The organism is Streptacidiphilus anmyonensis (genome assembly GCF_000787855.1).
Classification (GTDB): domain Bacteria; phylum Actinomycetota; class Actinomycetes; order Streptomycetales; family Streptomycetaceae; genus Streptacidiphilus; species Streptacidiphilus anmyonensis.
Genome location: NZ_BBPQ01000011.1, coordinates 1 through 18,648, shown reverse-complemented (window position 1 = coordinate 18,648; position 18,648 = coordinate 1). Strand labels below are relative to the sequence as shown.

Genomic DNA, 18,648 nt, shown 5'->3' with positions numbered 1-18,648 from the left:
CGGATCCCTCCGGCTTCGTCACTGCTCCACCACGGTGAACAACGCGGGTGACGGGGCGGAGGTGGCGGAGCACAGGTGTCCGACAGCGGTCAGCCGGCGTCCGGCCTGTGGAGAGGCGCGAAGGATCGCTTACGCACCTGCGAGAATGAGCGCATGGCCAACGACCGTCTCCGCGTGCTCTCGGGCATCCAGCCCACGTCCGGCTCCTTCCACCTGGGGAACTACCTGGGCGCGGTGCGCCAGTGGGTGTCCCTGCAGGAGACGCACGACGCGTTCTACATGGTTGTGGACCTGCACGCGATCACCGTGGCGCAGGACCCGGCCGTGCTGCGGCAGAACACCCGCGTCTCCGTCGCGCAGCTCCTCGGCGTCGGGCTCGACCCGGAGCGCTGCACGCTGTTCGTGCAGTCGCACGTCCCCGAGCACGCGCAGCTGGCCTGGGTGATGAACTGCCTGACCGGCTTCGGCGAGGCCTCCCGGATGACGCAGTTCAAGGACAAGTCCGCCCGGCACGGCGCCGACTCCACCACGGTCGGCCTGTTCACCTACCCGATCCTCCAGGTCGCCGACATCCTGCTCTACCAGGCGGACCAGGTGCCGGTCGGCGAGGACCAGCGCCAGCACGTCGAGCTGACCCGGGATCTGGCCGAGCGCTTCAACGGCCGCTTCGGGCAGACCTTCACCGTGCCGAAGCCGTACATCCCCAAGGAGACGGCGAAGATCTTCGACCTCCAGGATCCGGCGGTGAAGATGAGCAAGTCCGCCTCCTCGCCCAAGGGCCTGGTCAGCCTGCTGGACGACATCAAGACCAGCGCCAAGAAGTTCAAGAGCGCCGTCACCGACACCGACACGGTCATCACCTTCGACGAGAAGACCAAGCCGGGCGTCTCCAACCTGCTGTCCATCTACTCGGCGATCAGCGGCCGCTCGATCCCGGAGCTGGTGGAGCACTTCGAGGGCAAGATGTACGGCGCGCTCAAGACCGAGCTGGCCGACTACTACACCGAGTGGGTCGCCCCGATCCAGGAGCGCACCCGCACCTACCTGGACGACCCGGCGGAGCTGGACAAGGTGCTGGCGCGCGGCGCGGAGAAGGCGCGGGCCGTCGCCGCCCCGACGCTGGCCGCCGCCTACGACCGGATCGGCTTCCTGCCCCCGGTGGCGCTCTGAGCATGGGGAACGACGGGGTCATAGGTGGCGGCGGCCGTGTCCTGATCGGGGTCTCCCTGACAGTGCCCGAGCCGTACGGCTCGCGGATCCAGGACGCGCGCACCGGCTACGGCGACACGCGCGCGCACGGCATCCCCACGCACGTGACGCTGCTGCCGCCCACCGAGGTCCCGCTTTCGGCGCTGCCCGACGTGGACGGGCATCTCGCCCGCGCCGCCGCGGACCACCGGCCGTTCCAGGTCACGCTGCGCGGGACCGGCAGCTTCCGGCCGGTGTCACAGGTGGTCTTCGTGCAGTTGGAGCAGGGCGTGCGGGAGTGCCGGGAGCTGGAGGCGTCGGTCCGGTCCGGGCCGCTGGCCCGGGAGCTGGCCTTCCCCTACCACCCGCACGTCACCGTCGCCCATGACCTGCCGGACGAGGCGCTGGACCGCGCCTACGCGGAGCTGCGCGGGTTCGAGGCGGGGTTCCCCGTGGAGGGGTTCAGCCTGCACCGCTTCAGCACGGACGACGAGGCGTGGCGTCCGCTGCGCCGCTACGGCTTCCCGGAGTCGGCGGCGGGGGCGGCGACCAGGCGCTGAACAGGCGGTGAGCGTGCGGTGGCCGGCTCCCGGAGTAGTAGGGTCGGGAACCGTGCCCAGGTTCAGCGTCATCGTCCCCGCGTTCAACGTCCAGGCCTACCTCGGCGAGTGCCTGGAGTCCGTGCTCGACCAGTCCTTCCGCGACTTCGAGCTGATCGGCGTGGACGACGCCTCGCCCGACGGGTCGGGGCGGATCTTCGACGAGTTCGCCGAGCAGGACGGGCGGGTACGGGTGCTGCACCTGGCCGAGAACGTCGGGCTCGGCCGGGCCCGCAACGCCGGTCTGGAGATCGCCACCGGCGACTACCTGATCTTCCTGGACAGCGACGACACGCTGACCCCCGGCTCGCTGCGGGCGATCGCCGACCGTCTCGACGCGACCGGTGACCCGGACATCCTGGTCTTCGACTACGCCCGCACCTTCTGGGACGGCCGGGTGGTGCGCAACCAGGACGCGGCGATGCTGGGCGAGTGCCAGGCCAAGCCGGACGAGTTCGGCACCGCGGAGCGCGAGCAGCTGCTGCGGATGCTGATGGTGGTCTGGAACAAGGCCTTCAAGCGGGAGTTCGTCCAGCGCAACGGCTTCACCTTCCCGCCCGGGTACTACGAGGACACCCCGTGGACCTACCCGACCACGCTGGCCGCGGAGTCCGTCGCGCTGCTCGACCGGGTCGTCGTCCACTACCGGCAGCGCCGGATGGGCGGCAACATCCTGGCCACCACCTCGCGCAAGCACTTCGACATCTTCGACCAGTACGACCGGGTCTTCGCCTTCGTCGACGCGCGCCCCGAGCTGCACTCCTGGCGGCCGTTCCTGCACCGCCGGATGGTCGAGCACCTGCGCGCGATCGGCTCGCACCCGGACCGGGTGCCGATGGGCGACCGCCGCGAGTTCTTCGCGAAGGCCGCCGAGGCGGAGCGGCGCCACCGCCCCGAGGGCGCGCCCGCCATCGAGGTCTCCATGCCGTTCAAGGCGGGCCCGGTCGGTGACGTGGTGCGGCGCGCGAAGAACCGCGCGGTCGCAGCGCAGCCCGGCGTGAAGCGCGCCATCGCGCGCCCGCTGGTGGGCGGCTTCGCGCAGATGCAGCGGCAGCTGCCGATCGACGACAACCTGGCGGTCTTCGCCTCCTATTGGAACCGCGCCCCCGGCTGCAACCCGGCCGCGATCGAGGCGAAGCTGCGTGAACTGCGCCCGGACACGCGGACGGTGTGGGTCGTCGAGGCCGGCCGGAAGAAGGACGTGCCGGCCGGCTACGCGACGGTCGCGCCGGGCTCGCGCGGCTTCTGGGAGGCGATGTCGCGCGCCCGCTACCTGGTCAACAACGTCAACTTCCCCGACAGCGCGAAGAAGCGCCCCGGCTCGGTGCACCTCCAGACGCACCACGGCACGCCGGTCAAGAAGATGGGCCTCGACCTGCGCGACTACCCCGCGGCGGGCCTGACGATGGACTTCGACAAGCTGCTGGAGCGGATCGACCGCTGGGACTACAGCCTCTCCTCCAACCGCTTCTCGTCGCTGATCTGGGAGCGGGTCTACCCGGCGGGGTACCGCACGCTGGAGTTCGGCTACCCGCGCAACGACGTCTACGTGACGGCGGGCGCGGACGAGGTCCGCGCCGCCCGCCGCGAACTCGGCATCCCGGAGGGCGCGACGGCGCTCCTGTACGCGCCGACGATGCGGGACTACCGGGTGGGCTACGAGCCCCAGTTGGACGTGGAGAAGCTGGCCGCGCGCCTCGGCGAGGAGTTCGTCGTCCTGCACCGCGCGCACTACTCCTACGAGTCCCCGACCGGCCCCTCCAGCCCGCGGGTCATCGACGTCTCCCGCCACCCCTCGATCGAGCGGCTGGCGCTCGCCGCGGACGCGTTGATCGTGGACTACTCGTCCCTGATGTTCGACTACGCCAACCTCGACCGCCCGATCGTCGTCTTCGCGGACGACTGGGACGTCTACAAGGAGACGCGCGGCGTCTACCTGGACCTGGTCTCCGGCAGGCCCGGTGAGACCCCGGGCGCGGTGGCCCGCTCCGAGGCGGAGCTGGCGGAGGTCTTCCGCGGCGGCGGGTGGCGCGACGCGGAGTCCGCGGCCCTGCGGCAGGCGTTCCGCGAGCGCTTCTGCGAGTTCGACGACGGCCGGGCCGCGGAGCGGGTCGTCCGCACGGTCTTCCTGGGCGAGCAGACCCCGCTCCCGATCGTGCCCCTGGCCGAACGCCGGCCCGCGCCCACTACGGCCTAAAGGGGCGCAGGGCTCCACCGACTTGCGGCTCCGCCGCCTGTCAGTGGAGCCCCACGCCCCTGGATCGTGCGACTACCGCTCGAGCAGCGCGAAGAGCTCTTCCCACTTCTCCAGGATCGTCTCCTTGGAGTAGCGCGCCACGTTGACCCGCGCCGCCTCGCCCATGCAGTCCCGCAGTTCCTGGTTGGACGTCAGTCGCACCAGCTGCTTGGCGAGTTCGGCCGTGTTGCCCGGGGCGGCGAGGAGCCCGTCCTCGCCGTCGCGGATGATCTCGCGGACGCCCGGCGCGCAGTCGAACGCGGCACATGGGACGGCGAAGGCCATGGCCTCCAGCAGCGCCAGCGGGAAGCCCTCGCCGCGGGAGGACTGGACGAAGACGGAGCTGTCGCGCAAGGCGCCCGGGACGTCGGAGGTCTGGCCCATCCACTCGACCGAGCCGTCCAGGCCCAGCCGCGTGCACTGGGCGCGCAGTTCGGCCTCGTCCTCGCCCTTGCCGTAGAGCTTCAGCGTCCACCCCGGCGCCTGGGGCGCGGCCAGCGCCCAGGCGTCCAGGAGCATGTCGATGCCCTTCTGGTCGTCGAGGCGCCCGATGCAGGCGACGGTCTTCGTCTCCCGCCTGGACGGCTCGTCCGGCCACACCGGCAGGGGGTTGGGCATGAAGCCGACGTTGTTGAGCTTCTCCAGGATCCACAGGTCCGCGTCCTCCTGCGTGAGCAGGAGCAGGCGGTCGGCCTCGGGGTAGTACTTCTTCACGCGGGCGAAGCGCGAGGAGTCCTGGGAGTACTCGTAGGACTCGTGGCTCATCCCGATCAGCGGGATGCTCCCGCGGTCGGCGAGTCGGACGAACTCCATGGCCCAGACCTGGGTGACGATGATCATCGCGCCGGGGCGGGCCGCCGCGAACAGCGCGTCGAGCTTGGCCTTCATGCCGCGGATCGCGGCCTCGCGCTGCGAGTTGCGGGCGTAGCCGGAGACCTTGAGGCGCTGCTTGACACCGCGCGGGCTGAAGACCGCCGGGACCTTCCCCGGGTGCAGCGTGGTGGTGGGGTACGGCAGGTCCGGGCCGAGGTCGGCCGGGGTGTCGGTGTCGCAGATGCCGAGCACGTGCACGTGGTGCCCGCGCGCGGTCAGCATCCGGGCCATCTGGTGGGACCAGGTGGTGACACCGCCGAGCTCGTCGACGCTGTTGGAGATGATGAAGATGTCACGGCCGGTCGTCACGGCGGCGTCCGCGCTCATGCCTGCTCGCCCTTCGCTTGCGTGCCGGCCGCCGGGCCGAAGAACCTGTCGACGATCTGCGCGGCCGCACGGCCCTCGTCGTACTCGCCGAATCGGGTGGCGAAGGCGCGCCGCTTCTCCGCGAACTCGTCGTCGCCCTTGCGGACGGCGTCGAGCGCGTCGAAGAGCTGCTTCTGCGTCTCCACGAACGGCCCCGGCGCGGCCTCGCGCAGGTCGAAGTAGGTGCCGCGGGCGGCGCCCGCGTACTCCTCGTAGTCGTACGCGTAGAAGACCATCGGGCGGTCCAGCAGCGCGTAGTCGAACATCACCGACGAGTAGTCCGTGACCAGCGCGTCGGCGAGGCCCAGCAGCGGGGTGATGTCGGGGTAGTCGGTGACGTCGACGACCTTGCCCTTGAGCGTGCGCGGCACGGCCAGACGCTGCATGTAGTGCGAGCGCACCATCAGCGTGGTGTCCTCGCCGAAGCGCTCGGCGAAGGCGACCGGGTCGAGCACCAGCTCGGGCGCCTTCTCCCGGAAGGTCGGCGCGTAGAGCACGATGGTGCGGTCCGGGTCGATGCCCAGCTCCTTGGCCAGCGGGCCGCGCTCGCGTCGGCCGCTCGCCAGCTCCTCGGCGTGGGCGGCGACGAGCGCGTCGTTGCGCGGGTAGCCGACGCGCAGCACCTTGGACTCGGGCAGCCGGTAGGCGCGGACCAGGGTGTCGACGTCGTGCTCGGTGCGGACCACGAAGTGGTCGAAGCGGTCGAGCGCACGCTGGTACTCGTCCTGCTTGTGGCGCGGCAGCATCCGGTACTCGGCCATGTCGAAGCCCATGCGCTTGAGCGCGGAGCCGTGCCAGGTCTGGACGTAGGTGGTCTCCGGGCGCTTGCGCAGCGCCAGCGGGAAGCCCTGGTTGTCGATCCAGTACTCGGCGCGGGCCAGCGCGTACAGGTACGGCCAGCTCCACCGCTCGACCAGCTCGACGTCCTTGCCGGCCTTGGGGAAGCCCTTCGGCGGCTTCTTCCCCTCGTAGGACCAGACGGCGTGGAACTTCAGGCCCCGGCGGCGCATCTCCTCGTAGATGGCGCGCGGGCTGTCGCTGTACTGCTTGCCCAGGTGGCTCTCGAAGACGACCAGGCCCTTCTTGACGGGCATCCGCGTCATGGCCCGGTGGTACCAGCGGATCTTGTTGGGCTGGTCGTTCAGGTCGCGGCCGGCCTGGAGAACGCGCTTGGCGGAGCGCTTCAGCGGCGCGCCGGCGGGGCTGCTCATCAGGTCGAACAGCAGACCGCGGCCCTTCCTGGCGGCGGTGCCGACGGCGCTGAGCTGGAACGCCAGGTGGCCGGGCTTGGAGACCTCGGGCTGGAGGCGGTCGGCCAGCAGGCGGGTGAGCCGGGGCCGGGCGGCGAACTCGCCGTCCAGGTCCAGCTGGTCCACCGACAGCGGCTGGCGGGTGCGCTGCTTGTCCACGCTCATGTTGAGCCACACATCCCAGATGGTGTCGACGAGGCCGAGCGGTCGCAAAGTCTTGGAGATGTCGAGCGTGGACTCCCACTCGACGTGGTCACCCTGGTGCGTGAACGAGGTCACCGGGAAGCTGAAGGTCTGCAGACCCTTGCGGCGGGCCTTGACCTCCAGTCGGCCCGAGAGCTTCGCGCCCGGCCCCACCAGGCCGAGCGGGTTGACCGTCCGCCCGGTGATCTTCACGGCGTCGGCGCCCTGCGGCTCCCAGCCGGTCAGCTGCGAGCGCAGCATGGACTCGTTCAGGCTGCGCGCCTGGAAGCCCACCTCGGTGACGTCGAGCATGCGGCGCCCGGTCTCGTCGTCGAGGTGGTCGGCGCAGAAGTAGATCCGGCCGTCCTGCTCGACCAGCGGCATCGGCGTCTTGCGCGGGTTGCGCAGCCAGTCGATCGCGGGGAGCAGGTTCGCCCAGTCCTCCTTGATCAGCAGGTAGGCGCAGACGCGCTGCACCGGCTGGCACTCGTCGAAGACGTCGAGCGGGATCGTGGCCAGGTAGTCGCGGGTCAGCTCGGCGAACTGGTGCTGCCACTCCGCGCTGTGCTGCGGGAACTCGCGCAGGTAGAGCGGCACGTCGTGCTTGAGGAACTTCAGGTCCTTGTGCCGCCGCAGCTTGGTCTGGTTCTTCTCGGCGAGCAGGGCGTCGATACGGCGGTGGATCTCGATCCGGTCGGAGAAGTTGCGGATCTCGTCACGCCGGTTGGTGATCGACTTCTCGGACTTGGCGACGTTCTGCCGTATGTACCACTTGTAGACCTGGTTGGGGATCAGGGCGATCCGGTCCGCGGCCAGGTAGGCCTGCGCGGAGTAGAGCAGGTCCTCGTAGAGCAGGCCCTTGACGAAGGTCAGCTTGTTGTCGAGGAGGAAGTCCCGGCGGTAGCACATGTTCGTCGACAGGGTGTCGAAGACGAACAGGTCGGGCAGCTCGGAGATGTTCTCCAGGACCTGGTGGCGCTGGTAGAGCCAGCGGTACCAGGGCTGCTCGCGCTGGTTGCGGGTGTCGACGTAGATCTGGGTGCTGAGCCCCGAGACCAGCTCGGCGCCGGTGGCCTCGGCGGCCTCGACCATGTTCCGGCAGGCGTTGAGCTCGAGCTCGTCGTCGCTGTCGAGATACATGACATAGGTGCCGAGTGCCTCCGCGATGCCGCGGTTGCGCGGCTCGCCGCAGCCCTTGGAGTTCTCCGGCAGCTGGAACGCCCGCACCCGGCCCGGGTGCTGGGCGGCCAGTCGCTGTGCGACCTCGAAGCTGCCGTCGGTGCTGCAGTCGTCGACGATCACGGCCTCCACGTTGTGGAGGGTCTGGTCGAGTACGGACTGCACTGCTCGTGGAAGGCGCTCGGCGTCGTTGAAGACGATGACGATGACGCTGACGTCGGGCGTACTCAAGGGCTGATCGTGACCTGTTCGTGAGGGTGCCGATCCCCGATGACCGCGCGGCACACACGTTCGATTATGAGATTCCTTGCGGCTCATACCTTAATACATGCAAACGACAGTCAACATGGGGGCGACTTCAGGCCGAACACCTCGGAGAACCTGTCGGGAACGCCCGGTAAGAAGAGCAAGAACGGAGAAGGAAGCCGGGCTCCCAGGCGCGCCCTAGGGCTTGACCGCGATGCGGCCCTCGTCCATGCGCGTCAGCAGCAGCCGGGCGCCGGTCTCCTCCAGGAACTCGTCCACGGCCTGGCGCGAGCCCTGCCAGTAGCCGTAGTCGTCGATGAGCAGCACGCCGCCGGGCACCAGGCGGTCGTAGAGGTGCTTCAGCTCGTGCTTGGTCGACGCGTACCAGTCGGTGTCCAGGCGCAGGATCGCGATCTGCTCCGGGGCCTGCTCCGGGATGGTGTCCTCGACCTTGCCCTGCACGTAGTGCAGCCGCTCGGAGGGGTAGCTGAGCCGGGAGAAGCCGTCCTGGACGTCGTCGAGGGTCGCCAGCGCCCAGATCGGGCGGTCCTTGCCGTACGCGGCGAGCAGGTCGGCTGCGCTGCGGCCGTCGAGGCGCCTGTCCTCCTCGGTGGGCTCGCTCATGCCCTCGAAGGTGTCGAACAGGTAGAGCTCGCGGTCCTTCACGTCGAGCGACAGCAGGGTGCGGGCCACCGCCTGCATCGAACCGCCGCGCCACACGCCGCACTCGACGATGTCGCCGGGCAGATCGTGGCGGGTCACGTAGCGCACGGACTGGATCAGCGCGTTCAGACGCTCCAGCGAGGTCATCGTCCACGGCTTCACCGCGGTGATGATCTCCCTGGCGGTCTCGTCGTAGTCCGCCGGGAAGGTCAGCGGCTTCGCCACCGAGGGGGCCGGCGCCGCCGCGGGTCGCGCGGGGGCCGGGCGGCTCTGGACCCGGCGCAGCTCGTGGCCGGTCAGCTGCCGCAGTGCGGTGTTCACAGTCTTGCGCCAAGTCATGAAATCGGAGGCTACGCCTTCGCTCCCGCGCCTGTCTGTAGATCGGAGGACCTTTGAAGGGGGTTTTCACCGTCTCGCGACACGGTGTTCATGGGGCGGGTGCGCAGGGTGGCCGGCATCCGGGCCGACCACCACTTGCGGGCCGGCTCCTCGACCAGCGTGTACAGCAGCCAGGCGGCCAGCGTGCCGAGGACGAGAGTGGTGAGCAGGATCCACCAGTTGCCGTCGCTCGCCCGGGTGGCCAGGCCCAGATCGAACATCGCCTGGATCACCTGCTGGTGCACCAGGTAGAAGCAGTACGACCAGGCACCCAGCAGCACCAGCGGCCTCCAGTGCAGCAGCCCCCTGCGGCCGTCCAGCTCGCGTTGGACGAAAGCGCAGATCAGCAGGACCGAGAAGACCGCGACGACCTGCCGCACCGACGCCTGCACCTGGACGCCGAGCGCGTCGAACGGGCCGATCGCGTGGGTCGCGTACAACGGCACGTACGCGGCGAACAGCGCCAGCACCGGCCACGGACTGAGCCGCACCCGCCAGCCGCGCCGGATGGCGAAGGCGAACGCCATGCCGAGGGCGAACTCCGGCAGGTAGACGGCGGGCATCCGCATCAGCCACGACTCCGTGCGGACCGAGGCGTGGTACTGCGCCCAGAAGTCCAGTCCCCACATCGCGACCAGCCCGCCGAAGGCGGTCAGCATCTGCGTCCGGGTCCGCATCCGCGCGAAGGCACGGAACATGAAGGGGAACAGCAGGTAGAAGAGCAGCTCGACGCTGAGCGTCCAGGTCACCGGGTTGCCGGGCAGCCAGGGGTTCACGTTCGGGAACCAGCCCTGGAGCAGCACCAGCGAGGAGAGGGTGGAGAACAGGTTCGTCTGGTCCTGGCCCCACCCGATGTCGTAGAAGAGGAGCAGCGCCGGAACCGTCGCCACCAGGTGGGCGGGCCAGATCCGGCCGAAGCGGCGCCAGTAGTAGCCGCCGGTGGTCTGCCGCCCCGGCTGCCAGCTCCAGGTGAGCAGGAAGCCGGAGAGCACGAAGAAGAAGGTGACTCCGTGGGCGCCGATCAGCGACCACGGGTACAGCGCCGGGACCCGCGCCACGCCGCCGCCGACGGCGCTGACTCCCTGGAAGTGGTGCAGGAACACGGCGAAGGCCGCGAAGAAGCGCAGGCTCGTCAGCGCGTCGAGACGGGACGCCGAGGCGTTCGGCGTCCCGTCGTTGTGCAGGAACGGAGCCCGCGGGGACGGAACTCGGGCCTTCGTGGTGTTCACCCGGCGACCCTAGCCGCTGTTTCTACGGATTCGGTGTGATGCGCTCCACCTCACACCGCTTCGTACCGGAAGGGCACACTGTCCCCTTCGTTCCTTCGCGTCCGGCCTTCATACCTGGCCGGCTCGGCCCAGCCCAGCCCAGCCCAGCCCAGCCCAGCCCTGCCCGGCTCAGCTCAGCCCAGCCCTGCCCGGCTCAGCTCAGCCCAGCCCAGCCCTGCCCGGCTCAGCTCAGCTCCAGCATCCGGTCCACCACGCGGCGCGAGGCCGCGCCGTCGTCGAGGTCGCAGTAGGTCTTGCGGAAGACCTCGTACGCGCCGCGGTACGGCTCGACGGCCGGGGCCAGGTCGAGCAGCGCCGTGATCAGGTCATCGCAGGTGGGCAGCAGCGGTCCCGGGGCGGTCGCCTCGAAGTCGATGTAGAAGCCGCGCAGCGTGTCCCGGTACAGCTCCAGGTCGTAGGTGAAGAAGAGCATCGGGCGGCCGGTCACCGCGAAGTCGAACATCGCCGAGGAGTAGTCGGTGACCAGGACGTCCGAGACCAGGTAGAGGTCCTGGATGTCCGGGTAGCTGCCGACGTCCCACACGAAGCCGTCGCCGGCGCCCGGGACCGGGTCGACCACGTGGGCGTGCGGGCGGACCAGCAGCACGTGGTCCTCACCGAGCGCCCGGCGCATCGCGGCCAGGTCGAGCTGGAGGTCGAGGTGGTGGCCGCCGTGGCTCAGGCGGAGGCGGTGCTCCCGCCAGGTCGGCGCGTAAAGGATCACCCGCTTGCCCGGCGGCAGCCCCAGCTGACGGCGCACGGCGTCCGCCTGGAGCTCCCGGTCCGGGGCGAGCAGGACGTCGTTGCGGGGGTAGCCGGACTCCAGGATCTCGCCCTCGTAGTGGAAGGCGTTGCGCAGGATGGGGGTGCTGAACCGGTTGGGGGAGAGCAGCACCTGCCACTGCCTCGCCTCGTGCTCCAAGCGGCGCAGGTAGTCGGTGTCGTTGAACCAGTCGTTCTCGAAGTCGAAGCCGATCCTCTTCAGCGGGGTGCCGTGCCAGGTCTGCACGACCACCTGGCCCTCTCGCCGCTCCAGTTCCGTCGGCAGGTGGGTGTTGCCGACGATCCAGCGGCTGCGGGCGAGCGCCTCGTACCACTCGGCCGAGCCGATCACCACGGAGCGGGCGCCGGGCGGGGTCGGCATCCGGTGGTCGAGCACCGCCCACAGGTGCGCGGTGTTCCCGTCGCTGCGGCGCAGCATCTCCTGGTGCACGGCGCGCGGGGAGCAGGAGTAGGAGCGTCCCTCGAAGACGTCGTAGAGCACCTGCGGCAGCAGCGGACGCCTGCGGGCGGCGGGGAGGACGCCGGTGAGCAGCCGGCGCCGGTGGTAGTCGCCGCGCTCGTGGGGGCCGAGTGCGGCGGAGACGCTGAGCAGCATGCCGTCGTACCCCTGCCGGCTCAGCCGCACGGTCTTGCCGCGGGCCTGGAGGGCCAGGGGCACCGCGGCGTGCATCGCGGGGGAGAGGCGGGCCTGGCACTCCGCCGGCTTGGGCGCGTCCTGCGCCGCTTCCCTCGGCGCGGGCGTGCGGACGAGCATCTGCCAGTCGCCCCAGGCCAGCGGGATCTCCCCGGCGTAGCCGGAGACGGGCACGGCCGGCAGCAGCGTGTCGATCCGCCCGTCGACCGCCTCGAAGGCGTGGACCTCGGGGCGGCTCTGCGTCGGGTGACGCAGCACCAGCTCCAGCGCGTGGCGGCCCGGCAGCGGGTAGCTGCCGGTGAGCCGGAAGGACTCCTTGGCGAGGTCGGCGGTGACCTCCTCGAACAGCGGCTGGACGGGCTGGTCGACCAGCTGGAGGTAGCCGGTCGGCGACCGCTTGACGCAGACGACGCGTGTCGGCTGCTGCTCGCCGGGCAACGGCACCTGCTGCGCCTCGGGCTGGGTGCGCTCGTCGTGGACCAGTCGGAGCGCCTCGCCCTCCTCCGCGTCCTCGCCCTCCAGCCGCAGGTCGACGGCCCAGCGGTGCCCGTGGTGGGCCGGGACGTGCGGCCGCACCCGCTCGTACCGCTCGCGGGCGGCGTTGAGCTCGCCGAGGTCGAGCGCGACGGTGAAGGGGAGCCAGCCGTCCGCGTCCGGTGTGAGGACGTCGTCGGAGGCGGCCTTCGCGACGTCGCCGTTTCCCGCCGTCCGGCTGTTGTCCGGGTTCACACCCGGGACGGGCCAGGGCGCGGTTGTCACGCCGGCCCTGGTGAGGTCTCCGGCGTCCTGTGTGCCCCGGGTGATGCCGGTCGCCCCGGCCCCGGCGGCCTCGGCCTGACCGGCCTGACCGGCCTGACTGGTCTGACCAGTCTGACCGGCCTGGCTTACGTGGCCGACGTGGCCGACCCCCTGCACGCCCAGTGCGCGCAGCACGTCCTCGCGCCCCGCCAGGTAGGCGTCCGCCTCCGAGCCGACCGCACCGGCGCCTGCCGTCGCCGCGCTTGTCGTCGTCGCGCGAGCCGTCGCTCCGGCCGTCGCCGCGCGGGCGGCACCGGTGCGCGCGAAGGTGACGGGCAGTTCGATGATCGCCGAGGAGCCGTCCTCCATGTGCCGCACCCGGACCGCCTCGACGCGGTGCGCCACGGCGGCGCGGACCCGGCCGCTGATCTCGAGCCTGCCGCCGTTCTCCGTGATCGAGCCGGTCAGCGCGTGCGCGTGCTCGACCCGCAGGTACAGGTGCTGGTCCCGGATCTCCGGGATGACGCGGACGTCGTCGGCGACCCAACTGGAGCGCGGGCTCTGCCCGGAGGCGCGGTGACCGGCCTTGATCCGGCTGCGTCGCGGACGACCGGCGCCGAGGACGGCGACGGTGACCCGCCAGGTCCCGTCCACCCAGCGCCCGTCCTGGCGCAGCCGGCGCGGGTCGATGCCGACGGCGAAGCCCGCCAGGTCGCAGTCGCGCAGCAGCTGGCCGTTGTCGGCGGTCACCTCGGGCGAGCGGACCGTCTTCGCGGGCAGCACCAGGGTGCGGCGGCTGTGGGTCTCACGCAGCATCAGCATCTTCAGCGCGCTGTGCCGCGCGGGCGCGCCCAGGTGCGCCGGGTAGGCGTAGCCGGCGAGCCGCAGCACTCCCTTGCCGTCCCAGTCGGCACCCTGAAGCTGGGAGCGGACCACCAGTTCCGGGCCGAGCCGCAGCAGGTTCGCCGGGACGGGCGGCCGGTCGGCCAGCACCGGGTAGGCGGCCCGCGGACGCAGCTGGCCGCGGACCGGGATGGCCCCCTTGTGGTCCCACTGCCAGCGCAGCAGCGCCAGGAAGTCGTCGATCCGGCCCTGCGCGATCAGGTAGTAGCGCAGCCGGTGATCGGCGGGCAGCCGGTCGATCGCCTTCGCCCCGATCTCGGACAGCAGCCCGCCCACATGCTCGGCGAAGACCTGGTGCAGCGGCGCGTCGCCGTCGAGGGCCGCGCGGAAGAAGAGCGGGATCTCCTCCGTCAGCGCGTTGCGGTCGTAGGCACGCAGGAAGTCGCGGTACTCCGGGCCGGTCTGCGCCGACAGGAACGCCCGCACCAGCCGCATCGAGGCCACCCGGTCCCGCAGGCCCCGCGGGTCGCTGCGGTTCTGGGTGATGGAGCGGTCGCCGCTCTCGCGCTCGCGCCAGTTGTAGATCGGGTCGCCGAGGACGTCGACCTTCTCCGCCAGGTAGTGCAGCGGCACGCTGACCGGCGCGTCCTCGTAGAGAATGCCCGGGTAGCGCAGGCCGTGGGCGTCGAAGAAGGTGCGCCGGTAGACCTTGTTCCACGCGGTGCGGTCGGTGATCAGCGCCGGGAACTCGCTGATGTGCGTGCTCAGCCGGGTGCGCGCGAACGGCCGCGCGTGCACCGGCGACTGCCGCGAGCCCGCGCTGCGGAAGCGCCGCACGTTGCCCGCCACGAAGTCCGAGCCGGTCCGGTCGAGCGTGCCGACCATCAGCTCGTAGGCCGTGTCCGGCAGGGTGTCGTCGCTGTCGACGAAGGCAAGGAACTCCGTGCCCGGTGTCAGCGCCTCGATGCCCGTGTTGCGCGCCGGGCCGAGCCCGCCGTTCTCCTTGCTGACCATCCGGAAGCGCCGGTCGCGCCGTTCCCACTCCTGCGCGATCGCGGCGCTGCCGTCCGTAGAGCCGTCGTCCACCATGACGACCTCGAAGTCGCCCATGGTCTGGGCGGCCAGCGAGGCGAGGCACTCGTCGAGATAGCGCTCGACGTTGTAGATCGGGACGACGACGGAGAGACGCGGGGGCATCCGCTCGGGCCTTTCGGATCGGGGACGGGTCGTGGGGCGGGCTGAAGGGGGACGGTGACGGTCAGGGGATGGGCGCGTTCTGCGACTGGATGACCCAGTCGGTGCTGTGCGCCGGGAGACGGATGTGCGTGCCGTAGTAGTCGTCGATGCAGGAGGCGACCCAGTCCGCCCGGCCGCTGCGGGTGTAGGCGTCACGCAGGTGCCCGATGTAGGAGGGCACGTAGGTGGGGCTCTTGACCCCGGCGCGCACCTGGGCCTCCAGCTGGACCTGCTGGGCGTCCCAGTGGTGGGCGCGCACCCGCGTCTGGTGCACCACGGCGACGGCGGGCTGGGCGAGTCCCAGCAGCGCGAGCCCGAGCAGGGCCGGGAGCAGGAGTACCGCGCGCCGCCGACGGGGTGTGATCGGTGCTCCCGGCGGGGGAGCCAGGGCGGACGCGAGGAGCCGCCCGGCGGCGACGCCCACAGCGGCCAGCAGCAGGGTGTACGGCAGTCGCCAGTCGTTCCAGGTGCGCACCATGTACCAGATCCAGGACCCGAAGACGGCCTGGACCAGCTCGGTGACGAGCAGACTGCCCAGCAGCACCCCGGCAGCGGCCCACAGCAGCAGGCGCAGCGGCGAGCGCACGGCCAGGGCAGGGGCGACCACCGCGTCGGAGACGCGCGGTTCGGGACCTTCGCGTTCCTCGGCCGGACCTGTTCCGGGGTGGTGGCCCGGTCCGGCGGTCCCGGTGAAGGCGGCCGCGCCCGTGGCCTGGGTACCCGGGTGTTGGGAGCCTGCGGGGTCTTCTGCCCCGAGCATCCCGGTGAGGGCGTGACCCGTCGCTGTGGACTCCTCGCGTCGGCGGCTCGCGCCGCCGAGGTGCGCTCGCGGGTCGGCGCTCGCGCCGCCTGACGTCGACGGCTCCTGGTCCTCGGGGCCCGGCCCCGGATCGCCGGGCTGTGCGGTCGCGGGGTCCGCCGCGTCGACGCTCGTGCGGACCGATGTCGCGGTTTCTTCCCCACCGCCGAGGCCCGCCGCCATGGCTCGCGCCGGGTGCAGGACGCTCTGGTTCCCTGCGCCGAGCGCCAGCGCGGTGGCGTCCCCGTGCGCCCCCTCGGCGGGCCGTGCCGGGTCCGTCGTGGTGCGGGAGGAACGCCGCCAGAGCGGCAGAAAGGCGCCGACCCGCCGTCCCGTGCCGTCCGGTCCCGTGCCGTCCGGTCCCGTGCGCGCGGGCGCGTCCGCGGTGAGCCGACGGGTGGTCAGGCCGAGCACCACGCCCGCGAGCACGACGGCGACGTAGTCGAAGCTGGTCACCGTCGTGGCCAGGTCGCCGACCCAGGTGACCACGCCCTCGCGGAGGCGGTGCAGGAGCTCCGCGCCGTGCGGGACGCCGAGGCCCGCGCTGCGGGCGTGCATGCCGGGGGAGAGGTACTCGACCAGCAGGCCGCCCGCCGATCCGGCGATGGCGGCGAGCGCGCCGAGCCGGGCGGCGCGGCGGGCCGGACGGTCGGCGCAGACGTCGCCGGCCCGCAGCCACAGCACGGCGGCGAGGACGCCGACGACGAGCGCCATCGCCTCGGAGACCAGGGCGATGAAGGCGAAGCCGAGCAGCAGCGCGAGCGCCGCCGTCCAGCGCCCGGCCAGGCCCGCCCGGCCGGTGCGGCCGGGCAGGCAGAGCACGGTGGAGACCAGCACGGCGGTGAGCACCGCGGGGACGGTGTGCGAGATGCCGCCCGAGGCCCAGTAGGTGGTCTGGTAGGGCTGCGGGCAGACCAGCAGGAAGGCCAGGGACGCGGTCGCGGCCGTCAGCAGCTGGACCGCGACGGGGACGTGACGTCCGGCCAAACGGGTGAGCCTCGCGATGAGCAGCCACAGCGAGCCGAGCAGCAGGGCGATGACGACGACCGGGTAGATCTGGAGGCCCAGCGGCCCCAGTCCGTGCACCCAGGCGAGCAGCACGGCGTTGCCGGCCCGGCCGTTGCTGTCCTGGTAGAGGAAGTGAACGAACTGACGGACTGACATGGTGCGCATGTTCGTCTGGTAGCACCAGTCGTCGGCGGCGGGACGCACCCAGGCGCCACCGACCCCGAGCAGGGCCAGCAGGGCTGCGGCGAATCCGGCGAGAAGGGCGGCTGAGCGCGCGAGGACTTTCATTTCGGAAAACAATCCTGGTGTGGTCCGGCGTGAATTGCAAAATAGCCACGAATTCACCGGGAAAAATAATTGTCCGACTATCTTGGAATTCTGGCCGGAAGTTCACGGGTCGTCAGGGGGGAGCCCGCACCGCGCTGTTCGACGGCGGGAACCTCATGCTGCGCCCACCCGGACCGGCTCGCGACTCGGGCCGCCGAGCAGGGCGGGTCGCGCGCGGCGGGCCCGCACGTCAACCAGCCATCGCCGCGCTCACTCACCCGTTCGGGTGCGCCACGCAACGGCCTCCGGCGCTCGAACCCACGCCCAGGAGGCTTTCGCGCCCGGCCGGTTGGCCCTCGGACCACCAGCCGACGTGCGAGGACCGCGCCGCGCGCGCCCTGCGCGCTGTCGGTGCTCGGGCTTAGCGTCGCTCGCATGGAAGGACGACTCACGGGGTGGGGGCGCACCGCGCCGACGACAGCCCGGCTCTGCGCGCCCACGACGGCGGCCGAAGCCCGTGACGCCCTGCGCGCCGCAGGCGAGCGCGGCACCCTGGCGCGCGGCCTGGGCCGCAGCTACGGCGACGCGGCGCAGAACGCGGGCGGCACCGTCCTCGACATGACCGCGCTGGGCCGGGTGCTCGCGCTCGACCTGGAGCAGGGCCTGGTCACCTGCGAGGCCGGGGTCAGCCTCGACCGGCTGATGCGGCTGCTGCTGCCCTTCGGCTGGTTCGTCCCGGTCACCCCCGGCACCCGCTACGTCACCGTCGGCGGCGCCGTCGGCGCCGACATCCACGGGAAGAACCACCACGTCAGCGGCAGCTTCGGCCACCACGTCACGCGGATGCGGCTGCTGACGGCGGGTGGCGAGGAGGTCGAGCTCACGCCGGGCGAGGAACTGTTCGACGCCACCACCGGCGGCATGGGCCTCACCGGCGTGATCCTCGACGCCACGATCAGGCTGCTGCCCGTGGCCACTTCGCTGATGTCCGTCGACACCGAACGCGCGGCCGACCTCGACGACCTGATGCAGCGCCTGGACGCCTCGGACCACCGCTACCGCTACTCGGTCGCCTGGATCGACCTCGTCGCGCGCGGCGCGGCCACCGGTCGCGCCGTGCTGACGCGCGGCGACCACGCCACGCTCGACGCGTTGACCCCGCGTCAGCGCAGGGATCCGCTGGCCTTCCGTCCGCGCAGCCTTCCACCCGCCCCCCGCGGCATCCCCGGCGGGCTGCTGCGCACGTCGACCGTCGGGGCCTTCAACGAGCTCTGGTTCCGCCGGGCGCCGCGCGCACGCCGTGGCCAACTCCAGGGGATCGGCGCGTTCTTCCACCCGCTCGACGGCGTGCCGGAGTGGAACCGCGTCTACGGGCCGGGCGGCTTCCTCCAGTACCAGTTCGTCGTCCCCTACGGGCAGGAGGCGGTGCTGCGCTCCATCGTCGAGCAGCTCAGCCGGCACGGCTGTCCGTCCTTCCTCGCCGTGCTCAAGCGCTTCGGCGAGGGCGGGCCCGGCTGGCTGTCCTTCCCCATGCCCGGCTGGACGCTGGCCCTCGACCTGCCCGCCTCGGTCCCCGGTCTCGGCCCGCTGCTGGACCGGCTGGACGAACAGGTGCTGGCGGCCGGCGGCCGGATCTACCTCGCCAAGGACTCGCGGATGCGGCCGCGGACGCTCGCCGCGATGTACCCGAGGCTCGCCGACTTCCGCGCCCTGCGCGAGCGGCTCGACCCGCGCGGCGTCTTCACCTCCGACCTGGCCCGCAGGCTCGCGTTGTGACGCCGACAGGCACCCGGCTCCGTCCGGTACCGCCCGCGACCAGCCTCGGAGCCGGCCCGCGCAGGCCGGCGCCCGGCCGTCCGCGCCCCCTGTCGCGGGCTCCGGCCGCGTTTGCGCGCCGCCCCGGGTCGCGGG

10 protein-coding genes are annotated in these 18,648 nt (G+C 71.6%); 4 read left to right on the top strand and 6 right to left on the bottom strand.

The window, feature by feature from the left end:
* The first annotated feature begins 153 nt into the window (after positions 1 to 153).
* From trpS to TR50_RS13415, 3 genes are read left to right on the top strand one after another with little or no spacing between them, the layout of a single operon-like run.
* Positions 154 to 1,170, top strand: a complete 1,017-nt coding sequence (trpS, locus tag TR50_RS13425) for a tryptophan--tRNA ligase (RefSeq protein WP_042420069.1) — start codon at positions 154 to 156, stop codon at positions 1,168 to 1,170.
* A gap of 2 nt (positions 1,171 to 1,172) precedes the next feature.
* Positions 1,173 to 1,748 (top strand): 2'-5' RNA ligase family protein, encoded by a 576-nt coding sequence (locus TR50_RS13420; RefSeq protein ID WP_042420066.1) that lies wholly within the window; start codon positions 1,173 to 1,175, stop codon positions 1,746 to 1,748.
* Positions 1,749 to 1,800: 52 nt separating this feature from the next.
* On the top strand, positions 1,801 to 3,984 hold the full coding sequence (locus TR50_RS13415) for a bifunctional glycosyltransferase/CDP-glycerol:glycerophosphate glycerophosphotransferase (protein ID WP_042420063.1): 2,184 nt from the start codon (positions 1,801 to 1,803) through the stop codon (positions 3,982 to 3,984).
* 72 nt (positions 3,985 to 4,056) lie between these two features.
* Here the strand turns inward: TR50_RS13415 and TR50_RS13410 are convergent, their stop codons facing one another.
* The 6 genes from TR50_RS13410 to TR50_RS13385 form a co-directional block, all read right to left on the bottom strand.
* Positions 4,057 to 5,223: a glycosyltransferase gene (locus TR50_RS13410; RefSeq protein ID WP_042420060.1), complete on the bottom strand. Its 1,167-nt coding sequence runs from the start codon at positions 5,221 to 5,223 to the stop codon at positions 4,057 to 4,059.
* Positions 5,220 to 8,105, bottom strand: coding sequence for a bifunctional glycosyltransferase/CDP-glycerol:glycerophosphate glycerophosphotransferase (locus TR50_RS13405; RefSeq protein WP_042420058.1), 2,886 nt, complete (start codon positions 8,103 to 8,105; stop codon positions 5,220 to 5,222). Before TR50_RS13405 ends, TR50_RS13410 begins: the two co-directional genes overlap by 4 nt.
* Before the next feature lie 213 nt (positions 8,106 to 8,318).
* Positions 8,319 to 9,122 (bottom strand): TylF/MycF/NovP-related O-methyltransferase, encoded by an 804-nt coding sequence (locus TR50_RS13400; protein ID WP_042420055.1) that lies wholly within the window; start codon positions 9,120 to 9,122, stop codon positions 8,319 to 8,321.
* 11 nt (positions 9,123 to 9,133) lie between these two features.
* The gene (locus tag TR50_RS13395) at positions 9,134 to 10,390 is read right to left on the bottom strand and encodes an acyltransferase family protein (protein ID WP_052440968.1); all 1,257 of its coding nucleotides are present in this window, start codon (positions 10,388 to 10,390) and stop codon (positions 9,134 to 9,136) included.
* 223 nt (positions 10,391 to 10,613) lie between these two features.
* Positions 10,614 to 14,624, bottom strand: coding sequence for a bifunctional glycosyltransferase/CDP-glycerol:glycerophosphate glycerophosphotransferase (locus TR50_RS42490; RefSeq protein WP_052440967.1), 4,011 nt, complete (start codon positions 14,622 to 14,624; stop codon positions 10,614 to 10,616).
* A 61-nt stretch (positions 14,625 to 14,685) separates the two neighbouring features.
* Positions 14,686 to 16,758, bottom strand: coding sequence for a hypothetical protein (locus TR50_RS13385; protein ID WP_042420053.1), 2,073 nt, complete (start codon positions 16,756 to 16,758; stop codon positions 14,686 to 14,688).
* Between the two features lie 414 nt (positions 16,759 to 17,172).
* On the opposite strand from TR50_RS13385, the gene dprE1 reads away from it, so the two are divergent.
* The gene (gene dprE1, locus TR50_RS13380; protein ID WP_042420051.1) at positions 17,173 to 18,513 is read left to right on the top strand and encodes a decaprenylphosphoryl-beta-D-ribose oxidase; all 1,341 of its coding nucleotides are present in this window, start codon (positions 17,173 to 17,175) and stop codon (positions 18,511 to 18,513) included.
* Positions 18,514 to 18,648 lie beyond the last annotated feature (135 nt).

Coding starts and splice junctions, on each gene's coding strand:
- trpS (WP_042420069.1), top strand. CDS start 154: ATGGCCAACGACCGTCTCCGCGTGCTCTCGGGCATCCAGCCCACGTCC.
- TR50_RS13420 (WP_042420066.1), top strand. CDS start 1,173: ATGGGGAACGACGGGGTCATAGGTGGCGGCGGCCGTGTCCTGATCGGG.
- TR50_RS13410 (WP_042420060.1), bottom strand. CDS start 5,223: ATGAGCGCGGACGCCGCCGTGACGACCGGCCGTGACATCTTCATCATC.
- TR50_RS13400 (WP_042420055.1), bottom strand. CDS start 9,122: ATGACTTGGCGCAAGACTGTGAACACCGCACTGCGGCAGCTGACCGGC.
- TR50_RS42490 (WP_052440967.1), bottom strand. CDS start 14,624: ATGCCCCCGCGTCTCTCCGTCGTCGTCCCGATCTACAACGTCGAGCGC.
- TR50_RS13385 (WP_042420053.1), bottom strand. CDS start 16,758: ATGAAAGTCCTCGCGCGCTCAGCCGCCCTTCTCGCCGGATTCGCCGCA.
- dprE1 (WP_042420051.1), top strand. CDS start 17,173: ATGGAAGGACGACTCACGGGGTGGGGGCGCACCGCGCCGACGACAGCC.